The following is a 16,593-nucleotide window of genomic DNA, read 5'->3' as shown; positions in this document are numbered from 1 at the left end:
CGTAGAAGTTCTACAGGGATAAACAGGGAAAAATTTAAATGATTATAAAGTTGCTCCAGGCTATGAACCGCACGTTGTCGCACGAAGATTTCGGCAAGTTATTGCTGCGTCTTGTCGTCGGCGGGTTGATGCTGTTCCATGGGCTGCACAAGTTGTTTGATGGCGTGGACGGGATTAGCGCGATGCTGGTGGCAAAAGGGCTGCCGGGCTTTATCGCCTATGGCGTGCTGGTGGGTGAGGTTGTTGCGCCTATCCTGCTGATCCTCGGGGTACTGACCCGCCCGGCGGCGCTGGTGTTAGCGTTTACGATGGTTGTGGCATGGCTGATGGTTGGGCTGGATAAAACCGTCGCGCTGGATAAAACCGGGGCATGGGCGATTGAAAGCCTGGTGTACTTCTTTGTGGCTGCGCTGGCGATTGCGTTTCTCGGTGCTGGCAAATATGCGCTGGGCGGGAAATCAGCCTGGCAATAGTCTGTATTCGGACCGATATCTCGGCAGACGGTGATGCAGGAAAGGGTGAAAATGCGCTCGGGTGCTTGAGGCTATCTGCTTCAGGTACTCTGCGGTAGATAGAGAAAAGCCCCACTCGACTCTAAATCGAATGAGGCTCCTATATGCTCGACACATACAGGCTAGCCTCTTACCCGCCGAAAGGCAAGGAGATGTTAGCCATGAAGCAGCAAAGCTGGAGATTTATCACATTGATAATTATCTGTATTACCGTTGTTCTGGTGGTGCTGATAACGAGAAAAGATCTCTGCGAGGTGCGCCTGAAATCCGGGCAAACTGAGGTGGCTGTTTTCACGGCTTACGAATCCGAGTAAGAGCACCGGCGGGGAGCAATCCCCGCCACTCTTTATGTGTTGGCTATCTTCATAGCACCCACAGACGTAAAAAAGGCCACCCGGTTTTGCCGGGTGGCCTTTTCACATCGTAGCGCCGATTACGCCAAGACCAGATCGCCCTGCGGATGACAGGAGCAGGCCAGAACGTAGCCGTCGGCGATTTCCGCCTCGGTCAACGTCATGGTGCTGGTAACCGTATAGTTGCCGGAAACCACTTTGGTTTTGCAGCAACCGCAAACGCCTGCGCGGCATGCGGCAACGATTGGCATTTTGTTACTTTCCAGCGCGTCCAGCAGCGTCGTGCCGACCGGTGCGTAGAACTCTTTCGCCGGCTGCAGCTTGGTGAACTTCAGGCCACTGGTTGCTGCATCAGCCACCGGGGTAAAGAACTTCTCTTTAAAGAAGCGCGTCACGCCAAGCGCCTTCACCTCATTCTCAACCATATCCATGTACGGCGCTGGGCCGCAGGTCATCACGGTGCGAGAAGCCAGGTCCGGCACGCTTTTCAGCAGTTCAGTGCTCAGTCGACCAGAAACAAAGCCATGGGTCGCATTATTTTCTGCGACCAGCGTGACCGGGTACTGACGCCACTCTTCGGCAAAAATGACATCCTGTGGCGAGCGCACGTTAAAGATAACCTGGACATCGACCTCTGGACGGTACTTCGCCAACCAGCGACGCATCGACATAATCGGCGTAACACCGCAGCCAGCGGCCAGCATCAGGAACTTGTCATCTGCTTTATCTTCACAGGTAAATTCACCCATCGCATCGGACAGCCAGATGTAGTCGCCGCGCTTCACGTCACGGGTCAGCCACTGCGAACCGGCACCGTCATCAATACGGCGGACGGTCAGCGTAATGTATTCGCTCACGCCCGGCGTAGAAGAAATGGTGTAAGCACGCAGCGTATCCGCTGAGTTGCGCACGCTGACCAGTGCATACTGCCCGGCGCGGTACGGATAATAGTCGTGGCAGAGCAACGAAATTGTCCATACGTCCGGCGTTTCCTGATGGATGTGGTGAACCTGCATCCGCCATGAGCACTGATTTGTTGGCATGGTCATTCTTTACTCCTTACGCGCTCAGCAGCTGCTTCATATCTTCTTCAACGGTGGTCACGGAACGCAGACCGAATTTCTCGTTGAGCACTGCCAGCAGGTCCGGCGTGAAGAATCCTGGTGCGGTTGGGCCAGTGACGATGTTTTTCACGCCCAGGGAGAGCAGGGTCAGCAGGATCACAATCGCCTTCTGTTCGAACCAGGAGAGCACCAGAGACAGCGGCAGATCGTTCACGCCGCAGCCCAGTTTTTCTGCCAGGGTTACCGCCAGGATAATCGCAGAGTAAGCATCGTTACACTGACCGGCATCGACCAGGCGTGGCAGGCCTTCGATATCGCCGAACTCCAGTTTGTTAAAGCGATATTTACCGCAGGCCAGGGTCAGGATCAGACAGTCATCCGGTACGCTGGTGGCGAAATCGGTGAAGTAGTTACGTTCACCGCGTGCACCGTCGCAGCCGCCGACCAGGAAGATGTGGCGCAGTTTTTCACGGCTCACCAGATCAATCAGGGTATCCGCTGCGCCCAGCAGGGTCTGACGGCCAAAACCAACGGTGATCAGGTGTGGGATTTCGCTGTACGGGAAGCCAGCCATCTGCTGTGCCTGAGCGATAACCGGACCGAAGTTGTCGCCTTCAAGGTGGCTTACGCCCGGCCAGCCGACGATGCTACGGGTCCAGATACGGTCGTCGTAAGCGCCTACGGTTGGGTCGATGATGCAGTTAGAGGTCATCACGATTGGGCCAGGGAAGCGGGCAAATTCAACCTGCTGGTTCTGCCAACCGCTGCCGTAGTTACCGATCAGGTGTTTGAATTTACGCAGCTCCGGGTAGCCGTGTGCTGGCAGCATTTCGCCGTGGGTATAGACGTTAACGCCGGTGCCTTCGGTTTGCTCCAGCAGGTTGTAAAGGTCTTTCAGGTCGTGGCCGGAGATCAGAATACATTTGCCTTCGGTCGCTTTCACGTTGACCTGAGTTGGCGTTGGGTGACCGTATTTAGTGGTTTCGCCAGCGTCCAGAATGCTCATCACTTTGAAGTTCATCTGGCCGATTTCCATTGAACACTCCAGCAGAGCGTTCATATCGGAAGGCCAGGTACCCAGCCACGCCATGATTTTGTGGTACTGCGCGTAGATGTCGTTGTCGTACTGACCGAGAACGTGGGCGTGTTCCATATAGGCTGCCGCACCTTTCAGGCCGTACAGGCAAAGCAGACGCAGGCCGAGAATGTTTTCGCCGATGGTGGCTTTGTCTTTGTTCGGGGTGAATTCCGCAGCCTGTTGCTGCAGGGCACCAAGATCGTCGCTGGCCAGCTGCAGGTCAGCCATTGGGTTATCAACGGCGGCGTTGGCATCAACGGCCAGGCACTGTGCTTTCAGCGCGTCGCGCATCGCGATGGCTTCACGGGCATAGCCAACGATACGTGGAGAATCGAAGTTAACGTTAGTCAGGGTAGAGAAGAACGCGCGCGGGGCGAAGTTATCGACGTCGTGGCTGATAATGCCGTATTCGCGAGCTTTAACCGCCCATGCGGACAGACCTTGCAGGGACGCAATCAGCAGATCCTGCAGATCGGATGTTTCAGCGGTCTTACCGCACATACCCTGTGCATAAGAGCAGCCGTTTCCTGCCGGAGTACGGATGGTTTGTTCACATTGCACACAAAACATGGTCACACCTTTTAAAGTTATATTTAATATACATGTTTAAGGGTAAGCCTGGTGCTAAGCCTTGAAAAGGGATTTCTGGTGCAACTTAAAGGGAGGTTGATTTAGCGCAATTTTGGCGGCAGCCGGGGCTACCGCCATAGAGGTATCAGGCGGTGAAGAAGGCCATCATCAGAGGAACCAGCAGGCTCAGCAGGAAGCCGTGGACGATGGCAGGTGGCACCATTTCCACGCCGCCGGAACGTTGTAGCACCGGCAGGGTAAAGTCCATGGACGTTGCGCCACACAGACCCAGCGCCGTTGAGCGGCTGCGGCGAACCAGACCGGGAATCAGCATGATGGCGAGCAGCTCGCGTGCGAGGTCATTAAAGAAGGTGGCGCTGCCGATCACCGGGCCGTAAGCATCAGTCAGAAGAATACCTGAAAGTGAATACCAGCCGAATCCTGAGGCCATCGCCATTCCGGTTTTAATCGGCAATCCGAGCAGAAAAGCGTTAATCACCCCGGCTACCATAGAGCTTGCGACCACCACTAGCGCAATTATCATGCCGCGACGGTTGAGAATTATCTGTCTCAGCGTCATACCACTATTTCTCAGCTGAATACCTACAAGGAACAGGAGGAAAATAAGCGTATATTCGCTGGCATCAGTGGCGTGCTGTAAAAAAGCAAAGCCGCTCAGTCCAACCACAAAACCGGCAATAACGACAAAGCACAGTTTTAATGATTCCAGCGCCATGGCAACGCGGGAAGGTAATTTTTCCTGATGGTGCGGATGCCCCCACGGACGCACTTTTTCAAGCCACATTAGCGCCAGCGTATTGCACGCTAAAATAACCACAATACTAATAGCGGAATAGTGGAAAATAGCTAACAGGTTGTCCGCCAGATTATCCAGGAATGCCAGACTGATCCCCATAAAGAAGAGAATAAGATAAACAATCCAGCTCAGCAGACGGTTGATTAGCTGCAGTGCGCTGCGGTGGGTGAGGGGGATAAGGTAGCCGATAATGAGTGGCACCAGAATGATTAGCAATCCCGATAACATGGCGAGCTCAGTTCCTTGCAGTGTTGAAATAGCGCACAGACACTACCGAAAACCCTATTCTGAGTAAAGCCACGAAAAAAGAAAGACCCGACAGAGTCGGGTCTTTGTAGGCCGGATAAGGCAACGCCGCTATCCGGCAATATGTGTAAAACCACCTGATGGCGCTATGCTTATCAGGCCTACAGCCGTATTATTTCTTTTCCAGCAGGGTGCGATAAATCAGGCCGCCCAGGATACCGCCGATAATCGGCATAACCCAGAAGAGCCATAGTTGGTTCAGCGCCCAACCGCCCTGGAAGATAGCCACCGCGGTACTACGCGCTGGGTTAACAGAGGTGTTAGTCACTGGAATACTGATCAGGTGGATAAGGGTCAGCGCCAGACCGATAGCAATAGGGGCAAAGCCCGCTGGTGCATTTTTATCGGTCGCACCGTGGATAACCAGCAGGAAACCACAGGTCAGTACGATTTCAATCACGATAGCGGACAGCATGGAGTAGCCACCCGGTGAGTGTTCGCCGTAGCCGTTAGAAGCGAAACCACTGGCTGCTGCATCAAAGCCTGCTTTACCGCTGGCGATGAGATACAGAATAGCTGCAGCGATAATCCCCCCCACAACCTGAGCAATGATATAACCGATAACATCTTTAGCTGGGAAACGACCGCCCGCCCACAGGCCCAGCGTTACTGCCGGGTTAAAATGACCGCCAGAAATGTGCCCTACAGCAAAAGCCATGGTGAGAACGGTTAAACCGAACGCCAGCGCCACACCCGCAAAGCCAATCCCTAACTCTGGGAATGCTGCAGCCAGAACCGCACTGCCGCAACCACCAAATACCAGCCAGAAGGTGCCAAAGCACTCTGCAGCCAATTTTCTAAACATAACCACCTCGAATTGAAAATATCATCGTCATAAAGGATGACGACTGAATTTATACCGACCTGAAATGAGCGGCAGGCATAGTCAGCGTTATTTTAAAAACTAACCTCATCCCTTAACCAGTTAAATAAATACGCGAACTTTGATGCAAAACAATGTGGTGTTAATCCTTAAGCAATCTATTCATTAATTCAGAGTGTAGTGCATTATTTTAGGAATAATCGTGAAGAGTGATGGCGAGCGCACTTTATTACTTTGTACAGTTAATGGCGCCACCCTCTGCCTGAATGTAAGGGAATGAGCGGATGTCAACGCTCCTTCATGCCGCTATACTGCGAGAATGAAAGGAGAGCAGGCGTATCGTGTTACGGAGGAGTTATGCTTCTTGAGCGCACCGAGATTGCAGGGTTTCGCGGCATCAACCGTTTGTCGTTAATGCTGGAGCAAAATAATGTCTTAATCGGCGAAAACGCCTGGGGTAAGTCGAGTCTGCTGGATGCATTGACGCTGCTGCTTTCCCCGCATGAAGGGCTGTATCACTTCGTCCGCAACGATTTCTGGTTCCCGCCCGGCGATGTTCAGGGGCGTGAACATCATCTACATATCATTCTGACCTTTCGCGAGAACGAGCCGGGGCGTTACCGCGGGCGTCGCTACCGTGGCCTCACCGGCTGCTGGTCGCTGTGCCCTGACGGCTATCAGCGCATTTTCTATCGTCTGGAAGGTGAACTGGCCGCCGACGGTAGCGTACTGACTTTACGCAGCTTTATCGACAGCGACGGCCAGGCGCTGGAACTGGATGATATCGATGCCTGCGCGCGAGAACTGATTCGCCTGATGCCGGTGCTGCGCCTGCGCGATGCCCGTTTTATGCGTCGTATTCGTAACGGCACCGTGCCGAATGTACCGGATGTCGAGATTACCGCCCGCCAGCTGGATTATTTGTCGCGTGAGCTGGTCACCAGCCCACAGAACCTGAGCGACGGGCAAATTCGCCAGGGGCTCTCGGCGATGGGGCAATTGCTCGAACACTACTTTTCAGAACAGGGCTCTGGCCCGGCGATTCAGCGCCTGATGCGTCGGCGCTCTCACGATGAGCAGCGTAGCTGGCGCTATCTTGATCTTATTAACCGCATGATCGATAAACCCGGCGCTCGCAATCACCGGGTGATCCTGCTGGGCATGTTTGCCACCTTATTGCAGGCGAAGGGAACAGTCAGGCTGGATAAAGACGCTCGCCCGCTGCTGCTGGTGGAAGACCCGGAAACCCGACTGCACCCCATTATGCTCTCCGTGGCCTGGAGCCTGCTTAACCTGCTGCCTTTGCAGCGCATTGCCACCACGAACTCTGGCGAACTGCTGTCGCTGACGCCGATGCAGTACGTTTGCCGTCTGGTGCGCGAATCGTCCCGCGTTTCCGCCTGGCGCTTAGGACCGGAAGGGATGAACGCTGAAGATAGCCGCCGCATCTCCTTCCATATCCGCTTTAACCGCGCTTCATCGCTGTTTGCTCGCTGCTGGCTGCTGGTGGAAGGCGAGACGGAAACCTGGGTGATTAACGAACTGGCGCGCCAGTGCGGTCATCACTTTGATGCTGAAGGGGTGAAGGTGATTGAATTTGCCCAGTCGGGGTTAAAGCCGCTTATCAAGTTTGCGCGCCGGATGGGTATTGAATGGCACGTGCTGGTCGACGGGGACGAGGCTGGGAAAAAGTACGCCGCCACCGTGCGTGGTTTACTCAACAACGACCGGGATCAGGAACACCATCACCTGACCACGTTACCGGCGCTGGACATGGAACACTTTATGTATAAACAGGGATTTTCCAGCGTCTATCATCGCGTTGCCCAACTACCGGAGAATATCCCGATGAATATGCGTCGGGTGATTACCAAGGCTATCCATCGCTCGTCAAAACCCGATCTGGCCATTGAAGTGGCGATGGAGGCGGGTCGACGGGGTACTGAAGCCGTACCGCCTTTACTGAAGAAAATGTTTTCCCGCGTCGTCTGGCTGGCGCGTGGGAAGGCGGATTAGCGCGTGCTGGCCTGCAAAATCTGCTGCTGGAGCGTATCCAGCAGCTCGTAGCGGCGGCGGTACTCCGCGCGTTTTTTACTGGCAATTTCTTCCATGGTTTTACGCGGCAGTACCAGTGGCAGCACGTAATCTCCTTTACTATCTACCGTTGCGCTGAGCGATTCCCAGAAGCTGTTGTAATCGGCATGCAGTTTGTCGCGTTTTTTACGACGATAGCGCAGGCTCTGGTAGATATGCGTCTCGTTACTGACGGCGCGAACGTGTTCTACCGATAGCGGTGTCGCCAGCGTTAACAACGCATCCACCACCAGCCGTTTCGGGAACAGTCCGTGGCAGGCTTTTGTTGCCGCCTGGATAAGCTGGTGCGGAACATGCGCCTTCGCGCCCTGCAGACCCCCAATATAAAAGGTATCCACCCCGTTGAACTGGCATAACGTAAAAGTTAGCTCCGCCAGCACGGTGTTGTTTTCATCACGAAACGTTAGCGTTGCTTCACCTTCTTTATCCTGCATGGCATCCGCATTCAGGCGTATAGCGTATTGCTGACCATCTTTGCCGTTGAGAGTCGCCAGTAGTGCGCCATGTGGCGAAAGATATCCTTGCGTCACGCCCTCTGGCAGATGGCTTAGCAGTTGCTGATAGTGCCTGCTTAACGCCTCGATGGTCTGCTGATGATCGGTGTGGACAGACAACCACGGACGGTGTAGACGGCACGGAAGGCCGGGCTGCACGTCCAGGATCTGCATTAAATATGGTTGTTTTGCCAGGTTCGCCAGCAGCTTGCCGGTCATGCGCGGCGTGTTCAGTGAGCGCAGCATGAACTTGAAGCGATAGCCTGGATTTTCCCACGCCCGGCCGGGCGTTAACGCGCCGGTCGATAGCAGACGAAAGAAGTGCCAGCTGGATTCTGGCTGCAAAGCTGTGGACGTGGAAAGTTCGGCGAGGCTGGACATAGGAATAATCTCATAAAAAAGATTTGCCTATTTAAGCAATGAGATACTCAACGGAATTTCAACAAATGTAAGAATTGTGGAGATTAATCTTTGTTGATGAAGCGTTTAAGTTTGTTGATGTCTGTTTTTTATGTATTTCTGCGCACTACATCAGCAGTGCGCAGAAAAAAGGGATTAGCGCTGGCTGAAGAGCGTCGACATTTGTGTGCCAATGGTATCCAGCAACTCAAAGCGGCGGCGGTATTCTGCGCGTTTTTTGCTCGCAATTTCGGCAATGTCTTTACGGGCAATAGTGACAGGGATATGGAAATAGCGGGTTTGATCGCATTCACCGCCCACGGCTTCCCAAAAGTTGTCGTAATCCGAAAGGACGGCTTTGTTTTTATCGTGGTAGCGCTCGCCACGGAAAATATGGACCGTGTTGCTGACGGCGAGAATTTGCTCCACCTGCAGACGGCCTGCAAAGTGGCAAACGGCTTCCATCACCAGGCGTTTCGGGAACAGGCCGTGGCAGGCTTTGGTGGCTTCCTGAATGGCTTCATGAGGAAGTTCGCGTTTACCGCCCTGCAGTCCACCGATAAACAGCGTTCGTTGGTTCTGATAGTTCAGGATGGTAAAGGTCATTTCCGCCAGCGTATCGCCATTCGCGTTACGCATCAGGATAGTGCTATCGCCCTCTTTATCGAGATTGACATCCATGGTCAGTTCAATGCTGAAGACCTCACCGTTTTTCCCCGCTAGTTCTGCAAGTGGAAAATACTGCGAATTCAGATAGGTCTCAAACTCTTCAGAGGACATTGCCTCGGATAACAGCTTATAGTGATAACGCAGCGCATCCACAATCAAAGGGCGAGGGAAATTGACCGCCAGATAAGGGCGATGCAGTCGCACTGGCAGGCGAGGTTGGCGGGCCATTACCGCGTTAAGATTTGACCATTGAGATAATTCGCGCATCCAATCGCGGTTTAAACGTGGCATCAATAAAGAACGCACCATAAACTTCCGCCGAAAGCTGTTTTTATGCCAGTGTTCGCTAGGACGCCACTGCCCGCTGAACAGGCTGAAAAACAGCCCAAGGCTGGTGAAAGAATGCGCTGGGGGAAGAGAGTTATCACTGAGCTGAGACATTGCTGACGACCTGATATAAAAAACTTTTCCAAAGTTTACAATTGGAAAACTAAACCAATTCTCAATCATCGGACGATTCTTAGATATCTTTAGTGATTGTTTATATTTTGTTTACGCTTGCCTTTTCATTCTGATGGATACACTGGGGAATACAGGATTTTTATGAACATCAAGGGAAAGTTTAAAAAACGCTATGTGATTGCGGCGATCGTCGTGATCATTGCCGTGATAGCGGTCTGGAAAACGCTGAACGCGCCGTTGCCCAATTACCAGACGTTGATTGTCCGTAAGGGCTCCCTTGAGCAGAGCGTATTGGCCACCGGCAAACTCGACGCGCTGCGCAAAGTAGACGTTGGTGCGCAGGTGAGCGGGCAGTTGAAAACGCTGTCGGTGAGTATTGGCGATAAAGTCACGAAAGATCAGCTGTTGGGGGTGATTGACCCCGAACAGGCGCAAAACCAGATCAAAGAGGTAGAAGCTACGCTGATGGAACTGCGCGCGCAGCGCCAGCAGGCGGAAGCCGAATGGAAGCTGGCGAGCGTAACCCTTTCACGCCAGCAGCAACTGGCAAAAACCCAGGCGATTTCGCGCCAGGATCTGGACACCGCTGCCACCGAAATGGTGGTGAAAAAGGCGCAGATTGGCACAATTGACGCACAAATTAAGCGAAATCAGGCTTCTCTTGATACCGCCAAAACCAACCTCGATTTCACGCGTATCGTCGCGCCTATGGCGGGTGAAGTTACGCAAATTACTACTCTGCAGGGGCAGACGGTGATTGCCGCTCAGCAGGCGCCGAATATTCTGACCCTTGCCGATCTCCGTACGATGCTGGTGAAAGCACAGGTGTCGGAGGCTGATGTTATCCACCTCAAGCCGGGGCAGAAAGCTTGGTTTACGGTGCTGGGTGACCCGCTGACGCGTTATGAAGGTACGCTCAAAGACATTCTGCCGACGCCGGAGAAGGTTAACGACGCCATCTTCTACTATGCCCGTTTTGAAGTGCCTAACCCGCAGGGCGTTTTACGCCTGGACATGACGGCTCAGGTGCATATCCAGCTCAGCGGCGTAAACGATGTGCTGACCATCCCGCTTTCCGCGCTGGGCGAGAATGTGGGCGACAACCGCTACAACGTGCGCCTGCTGCGCAACGGCGAGGTGAAAACCCGTGAGGTAGTGATTGGCGCGCGCAACGACACCGATGTGGAAATTGCCAAAGGGCTGGATGCGGGCGATGAGGTGATAACCGGAGAAGGTAAAGCCGGGGCCGCACAATGACCGCACTGCTTGAACTGAGCAACATCCGCCGCAGCTACCCGTCCGGTGATGGCAACGTGGATGTGCTTAAGGGGATCTCTCTGCAAATTAACGCCGGTGAGATGGTGGCGATTGTCGGGGCCTCCGGTTCGGGAAAATCCACCCTGATGAATATCCTGGGCTGCCTGGATAAGCCCACGAGCGGGACTTACCGGGTTGCCGGGGTAGATGTCGCGACGCTGGATAGCGATGCGCTGGCAGCGCTTCGGCGTGAGCATTTTGGCTTTATCTTCCAGCGCTATCACCTGCTGTCTCACCTGACGGCCGCGCAAAACGTTGAAGTGCCCGCCGTGTATGCAGGCATGGAGCGTAAAGCCCGCCTTGAGCGCGCTGAAGAACTGCTGCAGCGTCTTGGGCTTGCCGATCGCGTGGATTATGCGCCTTCGCAGCTTTCCGGCGGCCAGCAGCAGCGCGTCAGTATTGCCCGCGCGTTGATGAACGGCGGCCAGGTGATACTTGCCGATGAACCCACGGGGGCGCTCGATACCCATTCGGGTGAAGAGGTGATGGCTATCCTGCATCAGCTAAAAGAGCAGGGGCACACCATTATTATCGTCACCCACGACCCGCAGGTTGCCGCACAGGCCGAACGGGTGATTGAAATTCGTGACGGCGAAATTATCCATAATCCGCCCCCGCGTCAGACGACGGTGGCGGCGCGCAAACCTGCGGCTCAGAATGCGTCCGGCTGGCAGCAGTTCAGCAACAGCTTCCGCGAAGCGCTGTCGATGGCCTGGCGCGCGATGGTCGCCAATAAAATGCGCACATTGCTGACCATGTTGGGCATTATCATCGGCATCGCCTCGGTGGTCTCCATCGTGGTGGTGGGCGATGCGGCCAAGCAGATGGTGCTGGCGGATATTCGCGCTATCGGCACCAATACCATTGACGTCTATCCGGGGAAAGATTTTGGCGATGATGACCCGCAGTATCAGCAGTCGTTGAAATACGATGACCTGCTGGCGATTGAAAAGCAGTCGTGGGTCAGTTCGGTCACTCCCTCGGTGTCAAAAAACCTGCGCGTCAGGGCCGGCAATATTGATGTGGCTGCCAGCGTTCAGGGCATCGGGCAGCACTACTTTAACGTCTATGGTATGACCTTCAGCGAAGGGAACACCTTTAACGATGTGCAGGCCGCGGAGCGTTCACAGGTGGTCGTGCTTGATGGTAACACGCGACGCCAGCTGTTCCCGAATAAAGCGAATGTGGTGGGTGAAGTCATTCTGGTCGGCAATATGCCCGCGACGGTGATCGGCGTGGCAGATGAAAAACAGTCGATGTTTGGCAGCAGCAAAATTCTGCGCGTCTGGCTACCGTACTCAACGATGTCCGGGAGGGTGATGGGGCAGACGTGGCTCAACTCGATTACCGTCAGGGTGAAAGAGGGTTACGACAGCAGCCTTGCGGAAGAGCAGCTTACCCGGCTGTTAAACCTGCGGCACGGTAAAAAAGATTTCTTCGTCTGGAACATGGACAGCGTCTTGAAAACGGCGGAACGCACCACACATACATTACAGCTGTTCTTAACGCTGGTGGCGGTGATTTCGCTGGTGGTGGGCGGTATTGGGGTGATGAACATCATGCTGGTGTCGGTGACGGAGCGTACCCGGGAAATCGGCATTCGTATGGCGGTTGGGGCGCGAGCCAGCAACGTGCTGCAGCAGTTCCTGATAGAGGCGATCCTGGTCTGCCTTGTCGGCGGTGCGATCGGCGTAGCGCTCTCAATGATGATTGCGCTGCTTTTACAGCTGGTGCTGCCAGGGTGGGAAATTGGCTTCTCGCCGCTGGCACTGTTGACGGCATTTATCTTCTCGACGCTGACCGGCGTGCTGTTTGGTTGGCTACCTGCGCGCAACGCTGCCCGGCTCGATCCGGTCGATGCGCTGGCGCGGGAATAAGCGCAAAAGAAATGAAAAAATGCCAGTCAGAAGGACTGGCATTTTGACAGCGGGATGTACACAATGGGGCAGTAACTAGGCGGCTGTTTCTGCTTCCAGAGGGATAATCACGCTAGCATGATTACCTTTCGGCCCCTCGTGGACATCAAACTGGACGGATTGCCCGGCTTTTAACGTTCTGTACCCATCCATCTGGATGGTGGAGTAATGGGCGAAGATGTCCTCGCCACCGCCTTCCGGGCAAATAAAACCGAACCCTTTAGCATTGTTGAACCACTTAACAGTACCCATTTCCATACTTCGACATCCTTCGTAACACTATTATACGTTTATAAGTAGATGGAATGAACCGGTGGTGGAGTCAGGAGTTGTTCAAAACCTCACCAACTCTCGCCAGTACAATTTAGATATTTCGCACAATGCGTCAAGCGTTTGAGGGAGGCTGAAGGGGGAAAATGCATCAAAATTTGAAGCAGTTAACGCTATTGACGGGAATGTGACAGAGTTCGCGAATGACAGCTATAGGTGATAGCTATCTATGATCTACAGTAAATTTAGAACGTGTATGCACAGGAGCAAGTGGCTGCGTAGCAGGCGGTAAATGTGTCATTAATACCGTCAATAATACGAGGCGCTTAAGTGCAAACAGGAACGTCAGCAGCACGAGATGACACCCACAATGATGACTGACAATGAGTAAGACCAGAGACTGGCTGGACTTCGACCAGCTTTCGGCAGATAAACTTCAGGATGGGCTTAAGCCCCCATCGATGTATAAAGTGATATTGGTCAATGATGATTACACTCCGATGGAGTTTGTTATTGACGTGTTACAAAAATTCTTTTCTTATGATGTAGAACGCGCAACACAACTGATGCTAACGGTTCACTATCAGGGTAAAGCAATTTGTGGTGTCTTTACGGCAGAAGTCGCCGAGACCAAAGTTGCCATGGTGAATCAGTACGCGAGGGAGAACGAGCATCCACTGTTGTGTACGCTGGAACAAGCCTGATACAGGCATGAAAATTGGGGGAGGTGCCTATGCTCAATCAAGAACTGGAACTCAGTTTAAACATGGCTTTCGCCAGAGCGCGCGAGCACCGTCACGAGTTTATGACCGTCGAGCATCTGTTGCTGGCTCTGCTTAGCAACCCATCAGCCCGTGAAGCGCTGGAAGCGTGCTCGGTCGATCTGGTGGCGCTGCGTCAGGAACTCGAAGCCTTCATCGAACAAACCACGCCGGTGCTACCGGTCAGTGAAGAAGAGCGCGAAACACAACCGACGCTCAGCTTCCAGCGTGTTCTGCAGCGCGCGGTCTTCCACGTCCAGTCTTCCGGGCGTAGCGAAGTCACCGGCGCTAACGTCCTCGTGGCGATTTTCAGCGAGCAGGAGTCGCAGGCCGCGTATCTTCTGCGTAAACATGAAGTCAGCCGCCTTGACGTGGTGAACTTCATCTCTCATGGCACGCGTAAAGACGAGCCAAGCCAGCCTTCCGATTCCGGGAATCAGCAGACTAACGAAGAGCAAGCAGGCGGGGAGGAACGTATGGAAAACTTCACCACCAATCTTAATCAGCTTGCTCGCGTCGGGGGAATTGACCCGCTGATTGGCCGCGACAAAGAGCTGGAGCGCGCCATTCAGGTGCTGTGCCGTCGCCGTAAGAATAACCCGCTGCTGGTGGGGGAATCCGGCGTCGGTAAAACGGCGATTGCTGAAGGCCTCGCATGGCGCATCGTGCGCGGCGACGTGCCGGAAATCATGGCCGACTGCACTATCTACTCGCTTGATATCGGTTCGCTGTTGGCGGGTACCAAGTATCGCGGTGATTTCGAAAAACGCTTTAAAGCGCTGCTCAAGCAGTTAGAGCAGGACACCAACAGCATTCTGTTCATCGACGAAATCCACACCATTATCGGTGCGGGTGCTGCGTCGGGTGGGCAGGTGGATGCCGCTAACCTGATTAAACCGCTGCTCTCCAGCGGCAAAATTCGGGTAATGGGCTCCACCACGTACCAGGAGTTCAGCAATATCTTTGAGAAGGACAGGGCGCTGGCGCGTCGTTTCCAGAAAATCGATATTACCGAACCGTCGGTAGAAGAGACCGTGCAGATTCTGAACGGCCTGAAGCCGAAATACGAAGCGCACCACGACGTCCGCTACACCGCGAAGGCGGTACGTGCGGCGGTAGAGCTGGCGGTGAAATACATCAACGATCGTCATCTGCCAGATAAGGCCATTGACGTGATTGATGAGGCAGGCGCGCGCGCCCGTCTGATGCCGGTGAGCAAGCGTAAGAAAACGATCAACGTGGCGGACATTGAATCCGTGGTCGCGCGCATTGCGCGTATCCCGGAGAAAAGCGTCTCCCAAAGCGATCGCGATACGCTGAAAAACCTCGGCAACCGTCTGAAGATGCTGGTATTCGGCCAGGATAACGCTATTGACGCGTTGACCGAAGCCATCAAGATGAGCCGCGCAGGCCTCGGCCACGACCATCGCCCGGTGGGCTCCTTCCTGTTTGCTGGCCCGACTGGGGTAGGTAAAACGGAAGTGACTGTCCAGCTGGCGAAGGCGATGGGCATTGAGCTTCTGCGTTTCGATATGTCCGAATATATGGAACGCCATACGGTGAGCCGTCTTATCGGTGCGCCTCCGGGATACGTTGGTTTTGACCAGGGCGGCCTGCTGACTGATGCGGTTATCAAGCATCCGCACGCGGTACTGCTGCTGGACGAAATCGAAAAAGCGCACCCGGACGTCTTTAACCTGCTGCTGCAGGTGATGGACAACGGCACGCTGACCGATAACAACGGTCGCAAAGCCGATTTCCGTAACGTGGTGCTGGTGATGACCACCAACGCCGGCGTACGTGAAACCGAGCGTAAATCGATTGGCCTTATCCAGCAGGACAACAGCACCGACGCGATGGAAGAGATCAAAAAGATCTTTACGCCAGAGTTCCGTAACCGTCTCGACAACATTATCTGGTTCGATCATCTGTCTACCGACGTGATCCACCAGGTTGTCGATAAGTTCATCGTCGAGCTGCAGGTTCAACTGGATCAGAAAGGCGTGTCGCTGGAAGTCAGCCAGGAGGCCCGCAACTGGCTGGCCGAGAAAGGCTACGACCGTGCGATGGGCGCGCGTCCAATGGCGCGTGTGATTCAGGACAACCTGAAAAAACCGCTGGCTAACGAACTGCTGTTTGGTTCGCTGGTTGACGGCGGCCAGGTCACCGTGGCGCTCGACAACGAGAAGAACGAGCTGACCTACGGCTTCCAGAGCGCGCAGAAGCATAAGCCAGAAGCGGCGCATTAACGTTAATCACGTGCGGTAAAAACAAAAACCGAGCTGAAAACAGCTCGGTTTTTTTATGTGCCATCTTCGTTGTTTCACGCTGACAATCCATTTTCGCAAATTTGAACAGCCGGATAATAACCAGACGTAAGGGTTGGCATGATGGAGGCAGAAGATAACCAAGCGGTGGCATAATGTTTTCGAAATTGTTATCGGTGATTTTACTCACCTGCGCGTTATTCTCTGGTCAACTTATGGCCGGACATAAAGGACATCAGTTTCTGTGGGTAAAAAATGCCGATCATCAGCTACGTCATGAAGCCGATAGCGATGAGTTACGCGCGGTGGCAGAAGAGTCAGCGGAAGGGTTGCGTGAGCACCATTACTGGCAAAAATCGCGTAAACCGGAAGCACACAATTTATGAGGTGGTGTGGAAAAGGCAAAAAAATGCCCCGCAAT

At 53.9% G+C, this 16,593-nt stretch carries 15 protein-coding genes; 8 read left to right on the top strand and 7 right to left on the bottom strand.

Annotated elements, in window-relative coordinates; genetic code table 11:
* Positions 1–38: 38 nt before the first annotated feature.
* Both V6940_RS10575 and V6940_RS10570 read left to right on the top strand, forming a co-directional pair.
* Entirely contained in the window at positions 39–473 is a 435-nt protein-coding gene (locus V6940_RS10575; RefSeq protein WP_333495816.1) for a DoxX family protein, read from the top strand.
* Between the two features lie 200 nt (positions 474–673).
* Positions 674–826 (top strand): Hok/Gef family protein, encoded by a 153-nt coding sequence (locus V6940_RS10570; RefSeq protein ID WP_333495815.1) that lies wholly within the window; start codon positions 674–676, stop codon positions 824–826.
* 119 nt (positions 827–945) lie between these two features.
* Here V6940_RS10570 and hcr read toward each other — a convergent pair whose 3' ends face one another.
* The 4 genes from hcr to aqpZ form a co-directional block, all read right to left on the bottom strand.
* Positions 946–1,914, bottom strand: coding sequence for an NADH oxidoreductase (gene hcr / locus V6940_RS10565; protein ID WP_333495814.1), 969 nt, complete (start codon positions 1,912–1,914; stop codon positions 946–948).
* A 10-nt stretch (positions 1,915–1,924) separates the two neighbouring features.
* Positions 1,925–3,577 carry a hydroxylamine reductase gene (gene hcp / locus V6940_RS10560; protein ID WP_333495813.1) on the bottom strand — a complete coding sequence of 551 codons (1,653 nt, stop codon included), beginning with the start codon at positions 3,575–3,577 and terminating at the stop codon, positions 1,925–1,927.
* Positions 3,578–3,722: 145 nt separating this feature from the next.
* Positions 3,723–4,622 (bottom strand): lysine exporter LysO family protein, encoded by a 900-nt coding sequence (locus V6940_RS10555; protein WP_333495812.1) that lies wholly within the window; start codon positions 4,620–4,622, stop codon positions 3,723–3,725.
* 190 nt (positions 4,623–4,812) lie between these two features.
* Positions 4,813–5,505: an aquaporin Z gene (gene aqpZ, locus V6940_RS10550; protein WP_185666594.1), complete on the bottom strand. Its 693-nt coding sequence runs from the start codon at positions 5,503–5,505 to the stop codon at positions 4,813–4,815.
* A gap of 375 nt (positions 5,506–5,880) precedes the next feature.
* Between aqpZ and V6940_RS10545 the strand changes: the two genes are divergently transcribed.
* On the top strand, positions 5,881–7,539 hold the full coding sequence (locus V6940_RS10545) for an ATP-dependent endonuclease (protein WP_185666593.1): 1,659 nt from the start codon (positions 5,881–5,883) through the stop codon (positions 7,537–7,539).
* Here the strand turns inward: V6940_RS10545 and V6940_RS10540 are convergent.
* Complete coding sequence (locus tag V6940_RS10540) at positions 7,536–8,492, bottom strand: VirK/YbjX family protein (RefSeq protein WP_333495811.1); 957 nt, start codon at positions 8,490–8,492, stop codon at positions 7,536–7,538. The two genes, V6940_RS10545 and V6940_RS10540, sit on opposite strands and share 4 nt — an antisense overlap.
* A gap of 174 nt (positions 8,493–8,666) precedes the next feature.
* Positions 8,667–9,620 carry a VirK/YbjX family protein gene (locus V6940_RS10535; RefSeq protein WP_333495810.1) on the bottom strand — a complete coding sequence of 318 codons (954 nt, stop codon included), beginning with the start codon at positions 9,618–9,620 and terminating at the stop codon, positions 8,667–8,669.
* Positions 9,621–9,782: 162 nt separating this feature from the next.
* Between V6940_RS10535 and macA the strand changes: the two genes are divergently transcribed.
* Positions 9,783–10,898: a macrolide transporter subunit MacA gene (gene macA / locus V6940_RS10530; RefSeq protein ID WP_333495809.1), complete on the top strand. Its 1,116-nt coding sequence runs from the start codon at positions 9,783–9,785 to the stop codon at positions 10,896–10,898.
* Positions 10,895–12,835 (top strand): macrolide ABC transporter ATP-binding protein/permease MacB, encoded by a 1,941-nt coding sequence (macB, locus tag V6940_RS10525; RefSeq protein WP_333495808.1) that lies wholly within the window; start codon positions 10,895–10,897, stop codon positions 12,833–12,835. Before macA ends, macB begins: the two co-directional genes overlap by 4 nt.
* A 75-nt stretch (positions 12,836–12,910) precedes the next feature.
* On the opposite strand, the gene cspD is transcribed toward macB, so the two are convergent.
* Positions 12,911–13,132 (bottom strand): cold shock-like protein CspD, encoded by a 222-nt coding sequence (gene cspD, locus V6940_RS10520; RefSeq protein ID WP_035896359.1) that lies wholly within the window; start codon positions 13,130–13,132, stop codon positions 12,911–12,913.
* 395 nt (positions 13,133–13,527) lie between these two features.
* On the opposite strand from cspD, the gene clpS reads away from it, so the two are divergent.
* The 3 genes from clpS to V6940_RS10505 all read left to right on the top strand — a co-directional run bounded on the left by clpS (position 13,528) and on the right by V6940_RS10505 (position 16,558).
* Positions 13,528–13,848 carry an ATP-dependent Clp protease adapter ClpS gene (clpS, locus tag V6940_RS10515; protein ID WP_035896358.1) on the top strand — a complete coding sequence of 107 codons (321 nt, stop codon included), beginning with the start codon at positions 13,528–13,530 and terminating at the stop codon, positions 13,846–13,848.
* Positions 13,849–13,877: 29 nt separating this feature from the next.
* Positions 13,878–16,154, top strand: a complete 2,277-nt coding sequence (clpA, locus tag V6940_RS10510; RefSeq protein ID WP_035896357.1) for an ATP-dependent Clp protease ATP-binding subunit ClpA — start codon at positions 13,878–13,880, stop codon at positions 16,152–16,154.
* 173 nt (positions 16,155–16,327) lie between these two features.
* Positions 16,328–16,558, top strand: coding sequence for a DUF2554 family protein (locus V6940_RS10505; protein WP_333495807.1), 231 nt, complete (start codon positions 16,328–16,330; stop codon positions 16,556–16,558).
* Positions 16,559–16,593: the final 35 nt, after the last annotated feature.

The sequence above is a fragment of the Kluyvera sp. CHPC 1.251 genome, from assembly GCF_036759945.1.
GTDB classification, from domain to species: Bacteria; Pseudomonadota; Gammaproteobacteria; order Enterobacterales; family Enterobacteriaceae; genus Kluyvera; species Kluyvera sichuanensis.
This window is presented reverse-complemented; position numbering and strand designations above follow the sequence as displayed.

Excerpts from the sequence above, each read along its gene's own strand:
- V6940_RS10575 (WP_333495816.1), top strand. The coding sequence starts at position 39 with ATGATTATAAAGTTGCTCCAGGCTATGAACCGCACGTTGTCGCACGAA.
- V6940_RS10570 (WP_333495815.1), top strand. The coding sequence starts at position 674 with ATGAAGCAGCAAAGCTGGAGATTTATCACATTGATAATTATCTGTATT.
- hcr (WP_333495814.1), bottom strand. The coding sequence starts at position 1,914 with ATGACCATGCCAACAAATCAGTGCTCATGGCGGATGCAGGTTCACCAC.
- hcp (WP_333495813.1), bottom strand. The coding sequence starts at position 3,577 with ATGTTTTGTGTGCAATGTGAACAAACCATCCGTACTCCGGCAGGAAAC.
- V6940_RS10555 (WP_333495812.1), bottom strand. The coding sequence starts at position 4,622 with ATGTTATCGGGATTGCTAATCATTCTGGTGCCACTCATTATCGGCTAC.
- aqpZ (WP_185666594.1), bottom strand. The coding sequence starts at position 5,505 with ATGTTTAGAAAATTGGCTGCAGAGTGCTTTGGCACCTTCTGGCTGGTA.
- V6940_RS10545 (WP_185666593.1), top strand. The coding sequence starts at position 5,881 with ATGCTTCTTGAGCGCACCGAGATTGCAGGGTTTCGCGGCATCAACCGT.
- V6940_RS10540 (WP_333495811.1), bottom strand. The coding sequence starts at position 8,492 with ATGTCCAGCCTCGCCGAACTTTCCACGTCCACAGCTTTGCAGCCAGAA.
- V6940_RS10535 (WP_333495810.1), bottom strand. The coding sequence starts at position 9,620 with ATGTCTCAGCTCAGTGATAACTCTCTTCCCCCAGCGCATTCTTTCACC.
- macA (WP_333495809.1), top strand. The coding sequence starts at position 9,783 with ATGAACATCAAGGGAAAGTTTAAAAAACGCTATGTGATTGCGGCGATC.
- macB (WP_333495808.1), top strand. The coding sequence starts at position 10,895 with ATGACCGCACTGCTTGAACTGAGCAACATCCGCCGCAGCTACCCGTCC.
- cspD (WP_035896359.1), bottom strand. The coding sequence starts at position 13,132 with ATGGAAATGGGTACTGTTAAGTGGTTCAACAATGCTAAAGGGTTCGGT.
- clpS (WP_035896358.1), top strand. The coding sequence starts at position 13,528 with ATGAGTAAGACCAGAGACTGGCTGGACTTCGACCAGCTTTCGGCAGAT.
- clpA (WP_035896357.1), top strand. The coding sequence starts at position 13,878 with ATGCTCAATCAAGAACTGGAACTCAGTTTAAACATGGCTTTCGCCAGA.
- V6940_RS10505 (WP_333495807.1), top strand. The coding sequence starts at position 16,328 with ATGTTTTCGAAATTGTTATCGGTGATTTTACTCACCTGCGCGTTATTC.